Here is a 17,936-nt window from a genome sequence, read left to right on the forward strand (position 1 = left end):
TTTTAGGGCGAAAGTGTATGGTCATAGGCCTTTTCGCCGTGCTCAATGATATCCACCCCCTGAATTTCTTCCTCGGGGGTTGAGCGGATGTTTATCAGCTTTTTTAAAGTAAAGAGAATCAATGCCGTGCCGATTATGGAGATGGCAATTGCAACAATGACTGCTATCAACTGGTAAACTATCAGCATAGCGTTTCCAGCCAGTAAACCGTCTTTACCAGCGGAATTCATAGTTACCGTGGCAAATACACCGGTCAGAACAGAACCAATCACACCCGAGATGCCATGACAGACAAAGACATCCGCCGCATCATCGACCGTCTCGAAACGATTCAGGAAGTCCAGGCAAAACTGCGCAATGATTGCTGTAATACTTCCAATAACTATGGCTCCCATCGGAGTAACGAAGCCAGATGCAGGCGTAACAGCAACAAGGCCAATCACCGCGGCAGCTGATGCGCCAACTGCAGAGGGCCTTTTTCCCCGCGCCCATAATAGCAAAGTCCAGGTTGTAACCGCGGAGCTTGCAGCCAGCATCGTGGTAATGGCCGCGCAAATAGCTAAATCATTGGCAGCGGAGGCAGAGCCTGCGTTAAATCCAAACCAGCCAAACCATAACATTGAAGCACCAAGAACCACAAAAGGGATATTGTGGGGACGATTTTTTTGCTGCGATAAGCCAATTCTTGGCCCAAGAATAATCGCAGCAATCAATGCAGAAAATCCGGCACTGATATGAACCACGATCCCGCCGGCAAAATCAATGGCGCCAATTTGTGCTAACCACCCATTACCCCCCCAAACCCAGTGCGCCAAAGGAATATAGACGAGAATGGTCCAAAAAAATACAAACAAAATGTAACTGCTGAATTTCATTCGCCCTACCAGCGCACCGGAAATTATGGCCGGAGAGACGACTGCAAACATCATTTGAAATAACATAAACAGTGGAATGGGAATAGGTAAGCTCTTATTTTCCGCAGAAAATAAACCCGCGAGTCCCAGATAATCCATATTTCCCAGCCATTGATTACTCCCGCCGTAGACTAAAGAATAGCCAAAGACCGCCCATATAAGCGGGATGATCGCCAGACAAATAAAACTCATTTTGATTGTATTTAATGTGTTTCGTACTGGGCTTAAACCAGAGTAAAAAAAGGCAAGGCCAGGCGTCATTAACATTACCAGAGCACAGGATATTAGCATCCAGGCTATATTTCCATGATCCATAAAATATCCTTATTAATGAGGGTTTACTTACGTAAGCTAGCGTGCTCACACTGGATTACTTCGCTAACGCTCGCAAAGACGTTTTTTTGCAACTATCTTTATCTATGCACCCAAACAACCGTGAGCACATAGGAACAGTAAGAACAATTAAAAAGGTAATTCCAATGCCGGATTAATCTGATTAATCTGTTTACGAAACAGCGTTTTGATTTTTTCCAGAGCATTTTCATCCTCGGCCTCAAATCTTGCAATCAGACAAGGTGTGGTATTGGAAGCTCGCAATAAACCCCATCCGTCCGCAAACTCCACCCGTAAGCCATCAATTCCAATCACACGCCCTTTGGGAAATTCTGCTTTTTTTTCAAACTCCTGCATAAACAGAAATTTGTCTTTCTCTTCCATCGGGATTTTAATTTCCGGCGTATTGACACTTATCGGGATTTGCGCAAACTGCTGACTGGGGCTTAGCGGGCTTTGACTTAAGAGCTCCAGCAAGCGGCAGGCGCTGTATAAAGCATCATCAAAGCCAAACCAGCGATCTTTGAAAAATAAATGCCCGCTCATTTCACCAGCCAGAATAGCGCCTTTTTCTTCCATTACTGATTTCACAATCGAATGACCCGTGGGACACATTTGCGCCACGCCGTCACCCTGTTCAATAATCCGGGTTAGAAACGCAGAACATTTCACATCAAAAACGATGGTCGCATTTTTTGTTTTCTTCAATAGATCGCGGGCGTAAAACATCATCAGACGATCGGGCCAGATCATTTCTCCCGTTTCGGTAATTACACCCAGACGATCCGCATCGCCATCAAAAGCCAGGCCAATATCAGCCTGATGCTTTCTGACCGTATCTTTTAACTCTGTTAAATTTTCCTCAATGGTGGGATCGGGATGATGATTGGGAAAATGGCCATCTACCTCGCAATGCAGAGGAATCACCTCACAACCCAGGCGCTCCAAAACTTTGGGGACAAGGGGGCCTGCGATACCATTGCCGCAATCCACAACTATCTTGAATGGTCGAGCGACATGCACATTTGAAACAACCAGATCGGCATAGGCATCCAGAATATTCAGGAAAGAGCTTTTTCCCTGCCCCTCTATGAATTGGCCATTCTGTATGATTTGGTATAAATCCATGATTTCAGATTTGGTCAGCGTTTTACCCGCCAGGACCATTTTAATCCCATTATACTCAGCTGGATTATGACTTGCGGTCACAATGAGGCCCGAATCTGATTGCGGCAGATGAGTGGCATAGTACAGCACAGGACTGGATACCGCCCCGAGTTCTATCACATCGATTCCACTGCTAAGCAGACCGCATTTTAATGCTTCTGCCAGGCGCTCACTGGTCAGGCGCCCATCACGAGCAAGAAAAATACTGCTGCGATTCAAAGCCTTCATGCGGACGCTGAGTGCTTTGCCAATGCTATAGAAAGCATCCTCATTAAAGTTTTCATCAATCACGCCGCGAATATCGTAAGCACGAAATACCAGCGGGCTTACTTCTTTTTCAACATAAGGCATCAGCCTCTCCCCGAGCTGCCAAAACCGCCCTCACCTCGTGGGGTTTCGATAAAAGCATCCACCAATTTAAACTGGCACTGAACAACCGGCAGGAAGACCAATTGGGCAATACGTTCACCAGGATTCACAGTAAAATGCTCCTGATTGCGGTTCCAGCAGGAAATTTTTAATTCCCCCTGATAATCAGAATCAATAAGCCCCACGAGATTACCCAGCACAATACCGTGTTTATGCCCTAAACCAGAACGAGGCAGGATAACAGCCGCCAATTGCGGGTTTGCGATGTAAATAGCCAGACCGGTAGGCAAAAGAACCGTCTCACCGCCAGCAATTTGCAAAGGTTCATCGATACAGACCCGTAAATCAAGACCAGCAGACCCTTCAGTGGCATACGATGGCAACGGGATACTGTTCCCAAGACGGGGATCCAGGATTTTAAGTTGAATTGCGTGTTCCATCAGTTATCTCCAGAAACTTCAGATGAGGCGACATTTTGAAGAGTTGAAGCCAGGATTGCAATAAGATCAGCCGCCAATCGCTGTTTATTGTTCAAAGGCAAATGGATTTCTTCTTTTTGCGAGATAACCACCACCTCATTTTCCAGGCGATCAAACCCTAAGCCGTTCCCCACCTGATTTGCTACAATTAAGTCAAGCTGCTTATTTTTTAACTTTTGTCTGGCATTTTCGATTAAATTATCGGTTTCTGCGGCAAAGCCCATCACCAGCCCCGCCTTTTTGGACTGCGCAACACTGCTTAAAATATCCGGATTAAGCTGTAATTCAATGACTGGCTTTTGGCCCTGCTGTTTCTTGATTTTTTGCGAAGCCACAGCAACAGGCGCATAATCAGCCACAGCGGCGCATCCGATAAATAAAGTTCCAGGTTTTAAATGCTGCATCACCTTGTCAAACATTTCTTTGGCAGAAATCACTCGATGGCATTCGATATTCGATGGAGGCGGCAAATCAGTGGGTCCGCTGATCAATACCACCTTAGCCCCTGCCATACAGGCAGCTTCAGCCAGCGCATAGCCCATACGTCCGGAACTATGGTTGCTAATGTATCGTACAGGATCCAGTGCTTCCCGGGTGGGCCCAGCGGTGATAAGAACGTGTTGCCCTGCCAGAAGCCGGCGAACTTTCAGCAGACGTAAACTGCTGATTACAGCCGGTGCTTCCGCCATTCTTCCCGGACCAAACTCCCCACAAGCCTGATCTCCTTCATCGGGTCCGACAAAAACAACGCCACGCTGACTCAACAGCTCACAGTTATCGCGAGTCGCCGGATGATTCCACATGCTGTGATTCATTGCCGGGCATACAAGGACTGGAATATTGGCCACCAGATACAGGGTCGAAAGTAAATCATCAGCCAGCCCCTGAGCCATCCTGGCCAGACAATTCGCGGTCGCCGGTGCGATGACTAAATAATCGGCCCAACGCGCCAGTTCGATGTGTCCCATTGAACGCTCGGCTTGTGGATCGAATAAATCCATGCGTACTTCTTTGCCGCTTAGGGCTTGAAAGGTCATGGGAGAAATAAATTCTGTGGCGGCCCTGGTCATCACCACCTGCACCTCTGCACCGAGTCGGGTCAGTTCACGAACTAAATAAGCAGATTTATAGGCGGCAATACCCCCGCAAACACCTAACAGTATTTTTTTATCTTCAAAATCTTGCATGCTTGAACAGTTTTGATAAGAATAATCCCCGATCAAAACACAAACCTCGCTATAAAGGAATAAGAATGACAAATTTGTTTAACGCGCAATCCCTGGATTTGCGCGAAAAACTGGCAACTATTGGCGCTGAAAAGCTGTCTGATACGGAGTTGCTTGCAATTTTTATCAGCTCTGGTAACGGCAAACGCTCTTGTCTGCAGTTAGCTCAGGATTTACTTAAAACATTTGGTGATTTGCGCGCGATTCTTAATGCAGATATACAAGGATTCAAGTGCATTCCAGGTCTTGGGCAAGTGAAATACCTGCAGCTACAGGCGGCGCGTGAGATTTGCCTGCGCAGCGAATTTATCACTTTGAAAAAAGACCAGCAGCTTGGCAGTACAGAGCAAACTTATCGCTATATCAAACGTCAGCTACGCGACAAGAAAAATGAGATTTTCGCGGCTTTATTTCTGGATAGTCAATACCGGGTTATCTGCTATGAAGAATTATTTCACGGCACTATCAATGCGGCTACTGTCCACCCGCGTCCTCTGGTGGAGCGCGCACTCAAACTGAATGCTGCCGCAGTCATCATTGCCCATAATCACCCTTCAGGATTATGTGAAGCTAGCCAGCAGGACTATCGGGTTACTGAATGCCTGAGTCAGGCGCTGAAGCTGATTGATGTCCAGCTGCTCGATCATCTGGTGATTGGTGATAATGAAGTGTTTTCCATTCTGGAGCAGAGAAAACAGGCTTGTCATTAGCCTGAAAAGATGTTTTTTGTCAAATTCGAAACCAATTTGCTATAATTTATAACATGGTTATTTTCTATCTAAAGCGACTATGGATAATTTATCACGAGAGGGAATATTGGAGTTATCGGAAGACAATCCGGTAGGGCTCATTTATTCGCCGACTGAATTACATCAATACCTGGTTGAGTTAATCGCAAACCACAAGACAGATTATGTGCACAAGGGAACTGACCTGGCTTCATTCTCAACGCTGGATGATGCCATGCGGGAAGCCAGAAAGCGGGGCGCAAAATCTTTTTTTCTTTGCCTGGATAATACTCACGATGAATGCGGTTCTGAATGTCTGCAAAGTTATTTCAACTACCTGCCCGTTTATCCTCATTAATCTTGATTATTTCCGGAAGAGTTTGTAGAGTCTGTCCTATCGAACTGCTATAACAGGAACTATTAATGCGGACCTATTTATTTCTAATGTTATCTACCCTGTCTTTCCTGGTCAAAGCAGACACCATTGATCATTATATCAACATTTCAAATAACATCCCGCAGATGGAAATGAAAGCCGATGCCCAATCCCAGGCCTGGGCGCGTTCAGCCCGGAATGTTCTGATTATTACTGCAGAAAGTATTGCCGAAACACTGACTCAGGCCAATGATTTAGCAAAAAGCCAGGGACGTCAGTTATTCTGCCTCCCCGAAGGAAAAAAACTGGATGCAATGACGATGAATAACATCATTGTTCAAACCTATAATGGTATCTCAAGCCAGGAAAGCGACAAAAGTAAAATGACCGTGTCTCAGGTCGCCTGGCTTGGTGTAATGAAAAGCTTTCCCTGCCAGGGGAATGCAGCCGCTCCAGCTGCTTCATCCAATTCAGCTACCGGAAAAACAGCGCGCATGCAGCATATGAGTTCAGTTTTGGGCTTGCCTTCTTAAGGTCACTGCCATTAAGTATCATTGTAGCAACTGTCTTGAATTAAAAATTCAAGACAGTTGCTACATGTAATCGCAGAATTCCCTTGACTTAATGGTAGTGAGGGCAGCCTGAGCCTCTAGGCACTAAACTCTTCAAATGCTTCCAGCGCTTCTGCGGCATACATTAAAGACGGCCCGCCGCCCATATAAATAGCCATCGCCAAAGTTTCCATCAACTCTTCACGTGAAGTTTGTAATTTAACCAGAGCTTGTGAATGGAACCCGATACAGCCAGGGCAATGATTGGCGACAGCCAGAGCCATTGCGATGAGTTCTTTCGTTTTTTTATCCAGCGCGCCATCTTTGGTAGCGGCCTGAGCTAAAGAAGAAAATCCGGCCATAACGTCAGGCATTTCTTTGCGCATTTTCGCGAGTTGAGTGCTGATTCCTTTGGTTACGTCATTAAATTTTGACACAAAATTCTCCTGTTAAATGATTACCCTTCTGATTTATATCATGGCAGCAACCCGTCGACAAATCCGGCTTGCTGAAAAGTTATTAAAAGAGAAAATTTCGATGTTGCCAGCAGGCTAGTGAAGCCCGCTGCTCGTCGTAAATGTTTTGGAATGCAATTCGACACATCCCTGATGATAGGCAATTGAATAATTGTTTTTCATAAAACCGACATGCGAATTTAACAACTCGCCTAATCTGCCGCTTGAAGCAAAAAACGCCCGATCTACTACTTTCTCATTCACTTTTTGCGCGGTTACCAGCATTTTAGCCATCAATTTGGCCCGCGTCTGCTCAGGTAATTCTTTTTGATTGAGTCGGGTTAAATTGGTGAGTAATGTTTCAGCAATATTCAGCTTTTCATGCATAAGATTATAGTGAACCATATATCGGGGGCTGAAAAAGCGAAACTGATTTTTTTTATAATTATTCAAGTCAGACTTCATGCCTAGAATATACACTTTTAAAGCATCTTCCAGTTGCCCGGCTGAAGATAATAATCTGGTCTTAGGTTCTCCATGCTCACCAATCAGGCTTCCTCCCCGACTTTTGGTTCCGGGTTTTGGATTTAAAAGAAGATAATTTAACTCCTGTACATCCGAACGGGTTTGCAGGCGTTCGGCGAGACAATTACAAAGAGCGTAATATTTCTTTAGATTATCATTAGTCGTGCCTTTCGGTGGAACGGCTGAGGATAATAATTGTTTTAAGCCCTTCAAATCATTCAGGCTGGCTCGCTCAACGATACTAAGTGATAATTTGGTCGCAATATGCAGCTCTTTACCTGAAAGACTTTGCTGTAATTCCAGCATTCTCAAAATGATACTTCGCAGCACCTCTTTGGTGATAACAGGCTCAGCCAGCTCAGGATGACTTAACTTATTTAGCCAGGAATGGGTCAGTCGTTCCTCACTTAATAAGTTATTCAGCACAATTTCCCAATTTGCACGACTTTGTTTGGTTGTACAGCGCTTATAACCCGCCATGATTTGGAGCAAGCGTTTTGGCTCTTCCCTAATCAGGGGATGAGATAAAAGAGCCACGAAATCTTCAAGGATAAATTGATTAAGATAGGGTAAAGATTGACGGAAATTGGCTGAAAATTTAATGGCTTTCTCGAGATGCTCATTTTTTTCAAGTAACTGCTTGCGGTTATGAGTCGACAGCACGGGCTGAGCGTCCCTCAATTGCGCTTTAAAATTATTTTCTATCCGAATAAGCGCGGCATGAAGCCTGGCTCTGGGGATTTGTAATTTTGCCAGCTTAGGTGAGGTTTTTTTACACTCAATACCTTGCTGAGATAATGCTTTTATCAAGCGGTCAACATTACAATCTTCCCAGCGAATGCCAGATGTCAGTCTGGTTTCATCCAGGCTGCCATTATCCGCATGATGAACCAGAATGGTTTGCTCAGGGTTATGGGGCAAAGCCATTCCTTCCATCACACTAACCCCGCCGCCCCGCTGAATGAGCAGATTACTTCGGGTAAGTAATGGCGTTAAACTGATATCATCCTGATTTGTCGATACAGGAATGATGAGGCTACTGAGATGCGGATAACGCGAGCTAATTTCCTCTATTTCTTTTTTAAATTTATGACCACCCAGGACAAAAATTTTCTCATAGCCATTTGTTAAAAGGGTTTCAATGTATTTAACTGTGTCATTACCCGCCTGGCTACCGAGAAGAATAGTCGCGATCTGCTCGTGGGCAGCGACAGAATAATCAGATTCGCTATCATCCGGATTTTTGAGACTTATTTTGCAAGGCTCATGAAAATATCGACTATAATCCAGGTCAGGATTTTTAAATCCTGGACGAACCATCGGATTGTCCTTCGCAGGCACATCATAAATGCCGGCAAAATGTTCTCCCTTGGGAAAATGAAAACGAATGATATCGTCCGTCATTCCAACACCATACAACCGCATTTGCTGCTGCTGCTTTTTATTCAGGCGAGCTAAGGGATTAAAAAAATGAACCGCCCCCTCAGTAGGTAAATCAGTAAAATATTGCTGAATTACTAGCTGGTTATAGCTCTTGTAATACTGCTTAGCCCATTCGTTATATTCTATCACCGCATCACAAAGTGCTGGCAACCCCATTGCCTGCGTGCTTATTATTTCAGTGTAAGGCTCACCTTTAATTGCTGCCGCTTTTAAATCAGTTAATAATCGTTCCTTAACTGTAGAATAATTTTGATCATCGTTACTTTTTTGTAAGTCGATTAGTTTTTTAAGCTCAGTAACCGCATCCTCGCGCTGTAATATATTCCAGATCCCTGCACTCTCATATCCGGCATCATAATAATCCAGCAACATATCGCGATAGTATCGATTGAGCTTCTTTTCAGCATCGTTTAAGCGCCTGGTTTCATCCTCCAGGCTTTCTTTTGAGGGAATAATGGGTATTGGAGTGAGCGCGCTGATTTTTTTAAGCAGAGGAGATATTCGATAATCGTATAGCAGACCCTGTCCTCTGAGGATCAGGTCGCGAGACGGATTGTTGCCTTTATGTTCCAGTAATACCGGCTCATATTCGGGAAAATCAAACTCAATTCCCGCTTTCGCATATTCTCTTTCTAAATACTTATGAATCCCTTTAATCGCTGAGATGTGTCCACCGCCACCGCTGCAACCCAATAGAAAAGGTCGCCTATTGCCTTCACATTCAAGGCTGATATAGCTAGCCCTAACAACACTCATTCAATACTCCTAAATTTTGAAGCAAGGATTCTGACGCATTTTTATGTTCCTAGTTTATACGCTTAGTATTATCAAAACATTAACTGAGTAACATTTTTCTATTAGTTTGTAAATGAACAAATTGGAGTAATTGTTTCTACAACTGTATCATTCGTTAGCAGAAAGAAACGTTCCTTGCTTTCACGAATGAATAAGACTGTAAACATTCTCAATTGGACACCTGGGAGAGCACTGGATTAACGGCAATTAAACATTAATTTTACCAATTCAAAAAAAGATTCATGGCTAAAACATTGGCTTGGAAATTATTCGTATTCACACGTCTGATGTATTGATTCAGGTAACCAATTTCTGTTGTGAGTGCGGAGTTTAGCTTGTAATTAAAACCAATAAAAAAACGGTTCTGATCAAAACCACGATTGTTCAATCCATTGAAATTATTCAAATGCCAGAAAACCTCTTCAGTGCTGGCGAGATTAAGTTTGGCCGTCGGTACCAGAGGAACCATCAGCTTAAAATACTGTCGGTAGCGATAAGCAGTATTATCACTGGTTTCCAGATAGCGTTCCTCAAGACGGCAACGTATTGAAAAGGTTAACTCCTGGAATTTTTTAGTCCAAAAAAGCTGCTGCCAGATACGGTTCTCATGAAACGGATGTCTTGTTAAGGGTTCTTCTGTATACACCCAGGCATAACCGAGCCAAAGGGTGGTCTCCTGATTTACCGCATAGCCCAAGCCAGTCCTAAGCAATGTTTGCGTTGCCCGCTCCACATTATCCCCTGCGCGCTCTTGCGCTTCCACCCAGAGCTTGAATGGCTCAAGCTGCCCTTTGCCTAAAGAGCCCATGCCAAGCACTGTCAGCCAGCTTTGAAAATCCTTGACTGTATCCGCCGCAAAAGCAGCTTCCGCACTTAGACAGATTAAAAGTACGCTTTTTAAAATAAACCCTGCAAATTTACGCATAGTACTGATCTATTTGAAAATTTCTTGAAGAAAATTTTTCATAGCTTGCATGGATCGTTTGGCGGCTACCGGATTATAAATCGTTCCCAAATCAGGATCATGAGCGTTGGGATTGGTGAACGCATGTTTTGTCAACCCATACTGATGAACTTGCCAGTCAACCTTTGCTTCCGTCATTTCCTGACAAAAATCATTAAGTTGTTGCGGGGGTACCATTGGATCGTCATAGCCGTGCAGAGCAAGAACTTTAGCCTGAATCTTTTGATTGGGAATGTGTTTTGGTTTATCGAGTAATCCGTGAAAGCTGACCACACCAGCCAGTTCCGCACCGCTGCGCGCCAGGTCCAGAACACATAAACCACCAAAGCAAAAACCAATAGCCGCAACCCGGGTACTATCCACCTCAGACATCGCAATCACTGCATCAAAACCCGCACGGATACGATCACGCAACAAACGCCGGTCTCCCGCCAATGGCTGCATCAAAGCGATTTTTTCATCGGTCGTGTATCCGATACGTCCATGCCCATACATATCCAGGGCAAAACCAACATAACCTAACTCTTTAGCCAGCATCTCCGCCTTATGGCAGGCGAATTCGTTTCGCCCGCTCCAGTCATGAGCAATAATCACCGCAGGACGAGGCTGGTCAATGGAATCATCATAAGCAAGAAAACCATGTAACTCCTGTTCACCATGATGATAGAGATAATTTGAGCTGTGCATGAAATTTTCCTTTCTGAAGCAGTAGGTATTGCTAAAGTCTAAATTGAGACTGGCTAAAAGTCCAATACCATTCTTAAGATAATACTATGAATTTGAAAGAAATATAACCTCATAGTTCTCATAATTGTCAGCAAAACAATGATTTGAGACAGAGCCTTGCAGTTTGCAATTATCAATCGGTTTGGCTAGTCATAAAACAAGGTGCTAAACTTTAAATTAGAGAATGAATGATAACAAAGACGTCTTATATCATCTGAATGAATTAACCTGCTAGCGGGAAATCTCGATTTCCACGTGCTAATTAAACGTTAATTACTGACAGGACAGTGATCATGATAGTTAATACTTTAACTGAAGTGAAAGATTTCTTACAGGCACAGTTCTGCTATCATTTTTTTATTACCCCCTTACCTCTGCCGCTCGAGAAAGAATATCGGGATTTTGCAGCTCGTGCCTGTGAGTTTGTAGCTTCTAAACGAACCGCCGTGATACATAGAGACAAACCACGCCATCATGTAATACATCGCTTTGAGCAGCCAGGCAATCCGCAAGCGAAAAAAGTATTGGTGACTCATGGCTGGATGTCCAGAGCAGCCTATATGGTTCGAGTAATACGGGCGCTCCATCAACAGGGCTATGATGTCTATGCAATTGATTTTCCTGCGCATGGCGAAGCCCGCGGATGGCAGTTAACCTGGCTGGATGCGGTAAGTATTTTAAAAGAAACGCTTAATGAACTAGGGCCTTTTTATGCGGTGTTAGGACACTCCTTTGGCGGCTCCATGTTGCTAAACACTTTAAATCTTGCTCATCAACTACCCGAATGGGAAATAGAACACATGCCTGACAAGGCCATTCTCATTGCCTCACCCACTCAGATGAGAACGCCGGTGAGTAAATTAGCCAGACGTTTGGGGTTAAACGGCTCTGCCTTTTTGCAATTGCGAAATGTGATTAGGCAAAACTCCAAAACCAGCATTGATCATTTAAACTATCGGCGAATGATTAACAGCTGTGAAATTCCTATTTTATGTATTCATGGAAAAGAGGATGACTCGATTAGCCCGCAGGAGTCCATTATTTTTTGTCGCCGATATCCTTTTGCAAGCCTGACTTTACTGCCTGGAGTGGATCATGTGGGCGTTTTGATTGATTCGCGAGTTGAAACACGAGTTGTCCAATATCTCGAATCAGATTAAATAAAAGCACAATGTTAATCCAGGGTTTGCCTGTATCGCTTAAATGCAATAAGCAGAATAACTACAGTAAAGATCATAATCGGGATGGTTTCTCGCCATACATCAAGGAAACCATTGCCCTTGAGTAATATTCCCCGAACAATGATCAGATAATGCGTCAGGGGTAAAGCACTCCCTACCCATTGAGCCCAAACAGGCATGCCCCGGAAAGGGAACATGAATCCTGATAATAGAATGGAAGGCAAAAAGAAAAACATAGCACTTTGTACTGCCTGCAACTGGTTGGTAGCAACAGTAGAAAAGGTCAGACCCATTGCAAGATTTGCAGCAATAAATGGCAAACTTAAGAAAAGAAGAAGGAAGATGTTTCCTTCCATTGGCACATGGAATAAAAATCTGGCCATCAATAAAATCAATAAAGCCTGGACGTAACCGACTATAATATAAGGCAGCAGTTTTCCGACCATCACTTCCAGCGGCCTTAAAGGGGTAGCGAGCAGATTTTCCATTGTACCCCGTTCATACTCACGGGTAATTACCAGAGCCGTTACAATTACCATTGTCATTGTTAAAACAACACCTAAAAGTCCCGGCACAATATTATAGGCAGTAATCGCCAAAGGGTTGTAAATGGTATGAACAAGAGGTTCGTAGGGGGGGCCCTGATCAGCTAATGATTCCAGAGGCCCCTTAAGCTCTTCAGTTAATGCCAGAGAAGCCATCTGCGTGAATACATCAACAGCGCGGCTGGTCGCCGCAGGATCAGTCGCGTCCGCTTCCAGTAGAACGCCAGGCTTGAGCCCTTTGACCAATTGCTCCGAAAAATCAGGAGGAAAATTCACTACGAACTGCACTTCTCCTCTTTTAATCAGCCGCCGTGCTTCTTCCTCTGAACTGGAGGGACTGATAAACTGAAAATAGGTTGAATTTTGCATACTCAGAAGAATACGCCTTGTAAACTGGGAAGGTTCAGGATTAACAATGGCCGTAGGCAGATGACGGGGATTGGTGTTAATCGCATAACCAAACAAAATCAATTGCATAAGAGGAATAGCCAGAATCATCCCAAACGTTGCCTTATCGCGCCTCATTTCAATGAATTCTTTGACCATAATACCCAGCAAACGAGAAAACCCCTGATGAATCAAGCGCTACCTCCTTTTGATTTTTTAACCAGACTGATAAAGGCGTCTTCCAGTGTGGAGTCAATTGGCTGCCATTTTATCCTATGGCGTTGGGCAAGCTGCTGCAATTCGGCTTCAATCTCTTTTGCCTGATACCCGCTTACATGAATTTGATTGCCAAACAAGGCAGCCTGCATCACAGCCTTCATTTCTTTAGCTTCCTGTAATAAGCTGGTAGTTACATCACCAGTAATCTTCCAGGTTAGTAACTTTGTAGATGCAATGACTTCACTCACTGTTCCAGTAATCAGCAAATCGCCATAGGCCAGATATGCCAGACGGGTGCAGCGCTCAGCTTCATCCATATAATGTGTTGATACCAGGGTGGTAATGCCTTGCTGACTTAATGAGTGAATTTTATCCCAGAACTCGCGGCGTGCCAAAGGATCAACTCCGGCTGTAGGTTCATCGAGAAGCAGTAACTCTGGCTCATGCAAGAGACATGCTGCCAAGGCTACACGCTGCTTCCAGCCCCCCGACAGCTCACCGGTTAACTGCTTGCGCCGATGAGTCAGCCCTAAATCCTCCAAGGCCCGTTCAACCCGTTGTTTTCGATTATCCAGATTATAAACACGGGCGACAAAATTAAGATTTTCTTCGATACTCAGATCAGTGTAATAACTGAATTTCTGAGTCATATAGCCAACATGCTCTTTAATCCTGGCCGACTCTCGCAAAATATCATAGCCTAGACAAGTTCCGCTGCCAGAATCCGGTGTCAGCAAACCGCAAAGCATACGGATGGTTGTCGTCTTCCCACTGCCATTAGGGCCAAGAAAGCCGAACACTTCTCCTTTTTTAACATACATGTCGACCCCATTGACCACCACTTTGCCATTGAAACTTTTGCATAAATCATGGACATCGATAATGGCTTCAGCAGTCATGGTATAAACACCGTCACCGGCTGACCCGGCTTAAATTCATTAAATTCGCGCAGATCGGCCTTGATTCGGAAAACAAGCTTATCGGTGTTCTCCCGGCTATATACCAGAGGAGGAATATACTGAGCTTCTGGCGATATATAGCTAATCAGCGCTTGCGCACGCGTACGGCAGCCATCACAAAGAAATTCAATTTTCTGCCCTACTTTCAGTGCGGCCAGCAGTTCCACTGGAACAAAAAATTCAATGCGAACATTGGCAGGCGTTAACAGAGATAGAACCGCTTTCTGGCTGCCTACAAACTCACCCACGCGATAATAGGTATCAAAAATTAAACCATCAGCTGGTGCATACAGCCGCTTTTGCTCCAGCTGCCATTTGGCAACTGACAATCTTTCCGCGAATGAAGCAATCTGGGCTTTTTGCGCATTGATCTGCTCTTCTCGACTGCCAAGTCTCGCCAGACGAAGATTGGACTCATATTGCTCTTTCAGCTTGACCTGCTCCTGATAGACAGCAACGGCCTCATCAAGGACATCCTTTGATGCCGCCTGCTTACGATATAATTCCTGGTAGCGTCTGACTCGCACCTCGGCCAGTTTAATTTGGGCTTCGGTTTGTTCAATTTGTGCCTGAATAGCCGCTATTTCCGGCTTTCGTCGTGGATTTTCCAAATCCTTCAATAGATTTTTAGCTTGCTGTAAATCGGCTTCAAACTGTTTAATTTGCAGGAATTCAGGGTTTTTATCCAGCTGGAAAAGTAAATCGCCTTTTTTCACCATTTGTCCGCGTTGCACCGCAAGAGTCTCCAGAATCCCTGAATAAGGCGATGCCAGATAAATATTTTCACCTTCCACATAACCTTGTATCTGGCGTTCTTGTGATTGGTGGCAAGCTATTAAACTGCTTATAGTCAATAAAACCAGGAAAAATTTCCGCATAATGATTTGATAAAAAAATGATTGCTTTATAGTGACCTGAATTTTTTATTTGAGCAAATTCTATTTATACTAAAATACTTATAATTGAGTTTAACTAATAAGGCGCATAGATGATGAATTTTGATTTAATCGTTATTGGTGGGGGCAGCGGGGGAATAGCGAGTGCTGTTCGAGCTGCAAAATACGGGGCGAAAGTCGCCGTTATTGAACAGCAGCATCTTGGAGGAACCTGTGTTAATTTGGGCTGTGTTCCTAAAAAAATAATGTTCAATGCCTCAAGCATCGCCGAAATCATGGAAAAAGCCCCTGATTATGGTTTTGACCCCTGCTCAGTTAAACTGGATTGGTCAACATTAATCGCCAGACGAACAGCTTACATTGAGCGGCTTCGTGAAAATTATCTTGCGCGCTTCAAGCAATTTAATATTATCCGGCTAAACGGGCATGGACGCTTTGTCGGCTCAGATCAGGTTGAGGTAAACGGGCAGATTTATCAGGCACCGCACATAATTATTGCAACTGGAGGACAGCCCTCTATGCCGGCTGATCTTGAGGGAATTGAACTCGCGATTAGCTCGGATGGTTTTTTTGCCCTGGAAAAACTTCCTCAAAAAGTAGCGGTCATTGGCAGTGGATATATTGGGGTTGAACTCGCAGGAGTACTCAATGGTCTGGGTTCTGAAACACATCTGTTTTTACGAGGTAAAGCACCCCTTAGCCGATTCGACTCTATGCTGGGCGAGACCCTTATGGAGATAATGCTCAAAGATGGATTACAGGTTCATACGAACCATCGTGCCCGAAAAATTGAGTTACAGACCGATGGCAGGCGAAGTATCCATTGCCAGAGCGGTTCTGTTCTCAGTGATTTTGATGTCGTCATCGCAGCCGTTGGCCGTTCTCCCCGTACTGATCAGCTGAATCTGGATGAGATTGGGGTTAAACGGGATCCGCAAGGGCTTATTGAAGTCGATAAATTTCAGCAAACCAATATTAAAGGTATTTACGCTATTGGAGATGTTATCGATGAGCCTGCGCTTACACCAGTTGCCATCGCTGCCGGCAGAAGACTGAGTGATCGTCTTTTTGGAGGCCAGGCTGAAGCCTTTCTCGATTACAGCAATATATGTTCAGTTGTCTTCAGTCACCCCCCGATAGGCAGTGTGGGCATGAGTGAAGAGGAAGCGGTCTCAAAATATGGAGCAGATCAAATTAAAACCTATCAAACCCGATTTAATCCGATGTTTGACGCGTTTAGCGAGCATAAAAAGCCCACTGTCATGAAATTAGTTACCTTGGGTAAAGAAGAAAAGATCATTGGCTTACATATGATCGGTTACTATGCCGATGAGATACTGCAAGGATTTGGCGTCGCTGTAAAAATGGGGGCTACCAAAAAAGATTTCGACAACACAGTCGCAATCCACCCTACAAGTGCCGAAGAATTGGTAACTATGGTTTAGGTGCGAGAGTAAACTGATGAATTTAAGAGCATTTAATAACATTTCCCCCTCCTTGGGGGAACGAGTCTATATTGATCCGGCTGCCTCGGTAATTGGCGATGTAATGATTGACAATGACAGTTCTGTCTGGCCAATGGCGGTGATCCGGGGAGATGTGAACTCTATCGAAATAGGCCATTCATGCAGCATTCAGGATGGTGCTGTTTTACATGTAACACACGATGGTCCATTTACTGCCGGTGGCAGGAAGTTGATTCTGGGAAATGGGATTACAGTAGGCCATCAAGCCGTTCTGCATGCCTGTCATATAGAAGATTACTGTCTGATCGGCATGGGAGCATTAATACTGGACGCTGTTCATGTGGAGCATCATGTTATGATTGCTGCAGGCAGTGTAGTGTCACCCGGGAAGCGCCTTTTATCCGGCTACTTATATCTTGGTAATCCTGCGCGACAAGTTCGGCCGCTCACCGAGCAGGAGTTGGAACAACTCGAATACTCAGCGAAACATTATATCAGATTAAAAGATATGTATTTGGGAGGCTGATTTGCCCTCTCCCCAACCCTCTCCCAGAGGGAGAGGGGGCAATTAGGGTATAAACCGGGTAGACTGGTAACAGATTAAACCGGGAAGATAGGTAACACTTTCTTAGGAGAAAAAGGTGTTACCGATGATATGGCAGAGTAGTGAAGCAGAAACTGAGAAATTAAAATTTATTGGTGATTGGTTAAAGAATGAATTTGATTTTACGGACTTATGCACACGTTATGGTGTTAGTCGCAAAACGGGCTATAAACTAAGGTACAAGCCGAAGTACATAGGTACTGCCATCAAGCCAGACACAACTGTATATACACCATAAATTAAGAGATACAAATTAAAAGATAGTATCTGAGAGACTGATTTACCCTCTCCCCGACCCTCTCCCAGAGGGAGAGGGGGCAATTTGGGTACAAGCCGAAGTACATAGGTACTGCCATCAAGCCAGGCTCAACTGGATATACACCGGTACAAAAAGAACCGTCATTGCGAGCGTTAGCGACGCAAAGACGACAGGATTCCGTCTGCAGGAAGGTTTGGAGGTTTTTTTCAGGCAAAAAAAAAGCGGCTCGAAAGCCGCTTTGCAATAAAGCCCTGGCGATGACCTACTTTCACATGGAGAAACTCCACACTATCATCGGCGCAAGTCTGTTTCACTTCTGAGTTCGAGATGGGATCAGGTGGTTCCAGACCGCTATAGTCGCCAGGAAAA

The 17,936-nt window shown here is 44.5% G+C and carries 17 protein-coding genes and 1 rRNA gene; 6 read left to right on the forward strand and 12 right to left on the reverse strand.

The window, feature by feature from the left end:
- Nucleotides 1-2 precede the first annotated feature (2 nt).
- The 4 genes from B1207_RS14155 to coaBC all read right to left on the reverse strand — a co-directional run bounded on the left by B1207_RS14155 (nt 3) and on the right by coaBC (nt 4,449).
- Nucleotides 3-1,229 (reverse strand): ammonium transporter, encoded by a 1,227-nt coding sequence (locus B1207_RS14155; RefSeq protein WP_112220556.1) that lies wholly within the window; start codon nt 1,227-1,229, stop codon nt 3-5.
- 147 nt (nt 1,230-1,376) lie between these two features.
- The gene (locus tag B1207_RS14160) at nt 1,377-2,765 is read right to left on the reverse strand and encodes a phosphomannomutase/phosphoglucomutase (RefSeq protein WP_112220557.1); all 1,389 of its coding nucleotides are present in this window, start codon (nt 2,763-2,765) and stop codon (nt 1,377-1,379) included.
- Nucleotides 2,765-3,223 carry a dUTP diphosphatase gene (gene dut / locus B1207_RS14165; RefSeq protein WP_112220558.1) on the reverse strand — a complete coding sequence of 153 codons (459 nt, stop codon included), beginning with the start codon at nt 3,221-3,223 and terminating at the stop codon, nt 2,765-2,767. The genes B1207_RS14160 and dut overlap by 1 nt, the downstream gene beginning before the upstream one ends.
- Nucleotides 3,223-4,449, reverse strand: a complete 1,227-nt coding sequence (gene coaBC / locus B1207_RS14170) for a bifunctional phosphopantothenoylcysteine decarboxylase/phosphopantothenate--cysteine ligase CoaBC (RefSeq protein ID WP_112220559.1) — start codon at nt 4,447-4,449, stop codon at nt 3,223-3,225. The genes dut and coaBC overlap by 1 nt, the downstream gene beginning before the upstream one ends.
- 65 nt (nt 4,450-4,514) lie before the next feature.
- Between coaBC and radC the strand changes: the two genes are divergently transcribed.
- The 3 genes from radC (at nt 4,515) to B1207_RS14185 (ending at nt 6,125) form a co-directional block, all read left to right on the forward strand.
- On the forward strand, nt 4,515-5,198 hold the full coding sequence (gene radC / locus B1207_RS14175) for a RadC family protein (protein WP_112220560.1): 684 nt from the start codon (nt 4,515-4,517) through the stop codon (nt 5,196-5,198).
- A gap of 79 nt (nt 5,199-5,277) precedes the next feature.
- Nucleotides 5,278-5,574 (forward strand): hypothetical protein, encoded by a 297-nt coding sequence (locus B1207_RS14180; protein WP_112220561.1) that lies wholly within the window; start codon nt 5,278-5,280, stop codon nt 5,572-5,574.
- A 65-nt stretch (nt 5,575-5,639) separates the two neighbouring features.
- Nucleotides 5,640-6,125, forward strand: a complete 486-nt coding sequence (locus tag B1207_RS14185; RefSeq protein ID WP_233012449.1) for a phosphatase — start codon at nt 5,640-5,642, stop codon at nt 6,123-6,125.
- Nucleotides 6,126-6,241: 116 nt separating this feature from the next.
- On the opposite strand, the gene B1207_RS14190 is transcribed toward B1207_RS14185, so the two are convergent.
- The 4 genes from B1207_RS14190 to B1207_RS14205 all read right to left on the reverse strand — a co-directional run bounded on the left by B1207_RS14190 (nt 6,242) and on the right by B1207_RS14205 (nt 11,012).
- Nucleotides 6,242-6,529 carry a carboxymuconolactone decarboxylase family protein gene (locus tag B1207_RS14190; RefSeq protein ID WP_058508053.1) on the reverse strand — a complete coding sequence of 96 codons (288 nt, stop codon included), beginning with the start codon at nt 6,527-6,529 and terminating at the stop codon, nt 6,242-6,244.
- Nucleotides 6,530-6,694: 165 nt separating this feature from the next.
- A complete protein-coding gene (locus tag B1207_RS14195) occupies nt 6,695-9,322 on the reverse strand; it encodes a hypothetical protein (RefSeq protein ID WP_112220562.1) in 2,628 nt (875 codons plus the stop codon).
- Between the two features lie 259 nt (nt 9,323-9,581).
- Entirely contained in the window at nt 9,582-10,286 is a 705-nt protein-coding gene (locus tag B1207_RS14200) for a DUF2490 domain-containing protein (protein WP_112220563.1), read from the reverse strand.
- A 9-nt stretch (nt 10,287-10,295) separates the two neighbouring features.
- The gene (locus tag B1207_RS14205) at nt 10,296-11,012 is read right to left on the reverse strand and encodes a dienelactone hydrolase family protein (protein ID WP_112220564.1); all 717 of its coding nucleotides are present in this window, start codon (nt 11,010-11,012) and stop codon (nt 10,296-10,298) included.
- Nucleotides 11,013-11,344: 332 nt separating this feature from the next.
- Between B1207_RS14205 and B1207_RS14210 the strand changes: the two genes are divergently transcribed.
- Nucleotides 11,345-12,211 (forward strand): alpha/beta hydrolase, encoded by an 867-nt coding sequence (locus tag B1207_RS14210; RefSeq protein WP_112220565.1) that lies wholly within the window; start codon nt 11,345-11,347, stop codon nt 12,209-12,211.
- Between the two features lie 14 nt (nt 12,212-12,225).
- Here the strand turns inward: B1207_RS14210 and B1207_RS14215 are convergent, their stop codons facing one another.
- From B1207_RS14215 to B1207_RS14225, 3 genes are read right to left on the reverse strand one after another with little or no spacing between them, the layout of a single operon-like run.
- Nucleotides 12,226-13,359, reverse strand: coding sequence for an ABC transporter permease (locus B1207_RS14215; protein WP_253255876.1), 1,134 nt, complete (start codon nt 13,357-13,359; stop codon nt 12,226-12,228).
- On the reverse strand, nt 13,356-14,282 hold the full coding sequence (locus tag B1207_RS14220; protein WP_112220566.1) for an ABC transporter ATP-binding protein: 927 nt from the start codon (nt 14,280-14,282) through the stop codon (nt 13,356-13,358). The genes B1207_RS14215 and B1207_RS14220 overlap by 4 nt, the downstream gene beginning before the upstream one ends.
- Nucleotides 14,279-15,220, reverse strand: a complete 942-nt coding sequence (locus B1207_RS14225; RefSeq protein WP_112220567.1) for an HlyD family secretion protein — start codon at nt 15,218-15,220, stop codon at nt 14,279-14,281. The genes B1207_RS14220 and B1207_RS14225 overlap by 4 nt, the downstream gene beginning before the upstream one ends.
- 110 nt (nt 15,221-15,330) lie before the next feature.
- Here B1207_RS14225 and gorA point away from each other — a divergent pair, with 110 nt between their 5' ends.
- Nucleotides 15,331-16,683 carry a glutathione-disulfide reductase gene (gene gorA, locus B1207_RS14230; protein WP_112220568.1) on the forward strand — a complete coding sequence of 451 codons (1,353 nt, stop codon included), beginning with the start codon at nt 15,331-15,333 and terminating at the stop codon, nt 16,681-16,683.
- Nucleotides 16,684-16,699: 16 nt separating this feature from the next.
- Nucleotides 16,700-17,230 carry a gamma carbonic anhydrase family protein gene (locus B1207_RS14235; protein ID WP_112220569.1) on the forward strand — a complete coding sequence of 177 codons (531 nt, stop codon included), beginning with the start codon at nt 16,700-16,702 and terminating at the stop codon, nt 17,228-17,230.
- 586 nt (nt 17,231-17,816) lie between these two features.
- On the opposite strand, the gene rrf is transcribed toward B1207_RS14235, so the two are convergent.
- A 5S ribosomal RNA gene (rrf, locus tag B1207_RS14245) occupies nt 17,817-17,932 on the reverse strand.
- Nucleotides 17,933-17,936 lie beyond the last annotated feature (4 nt).

Source organism: Legionella quinlivanii (assembly GCF_003265995.1).
Taxonomy (GTDB): Bacteria; Pseudomonadota; Gammaproteobacteria; order Legionellales; family Legionellaceae; genus Legionella_C; species Legionella_C quinlivanii_A.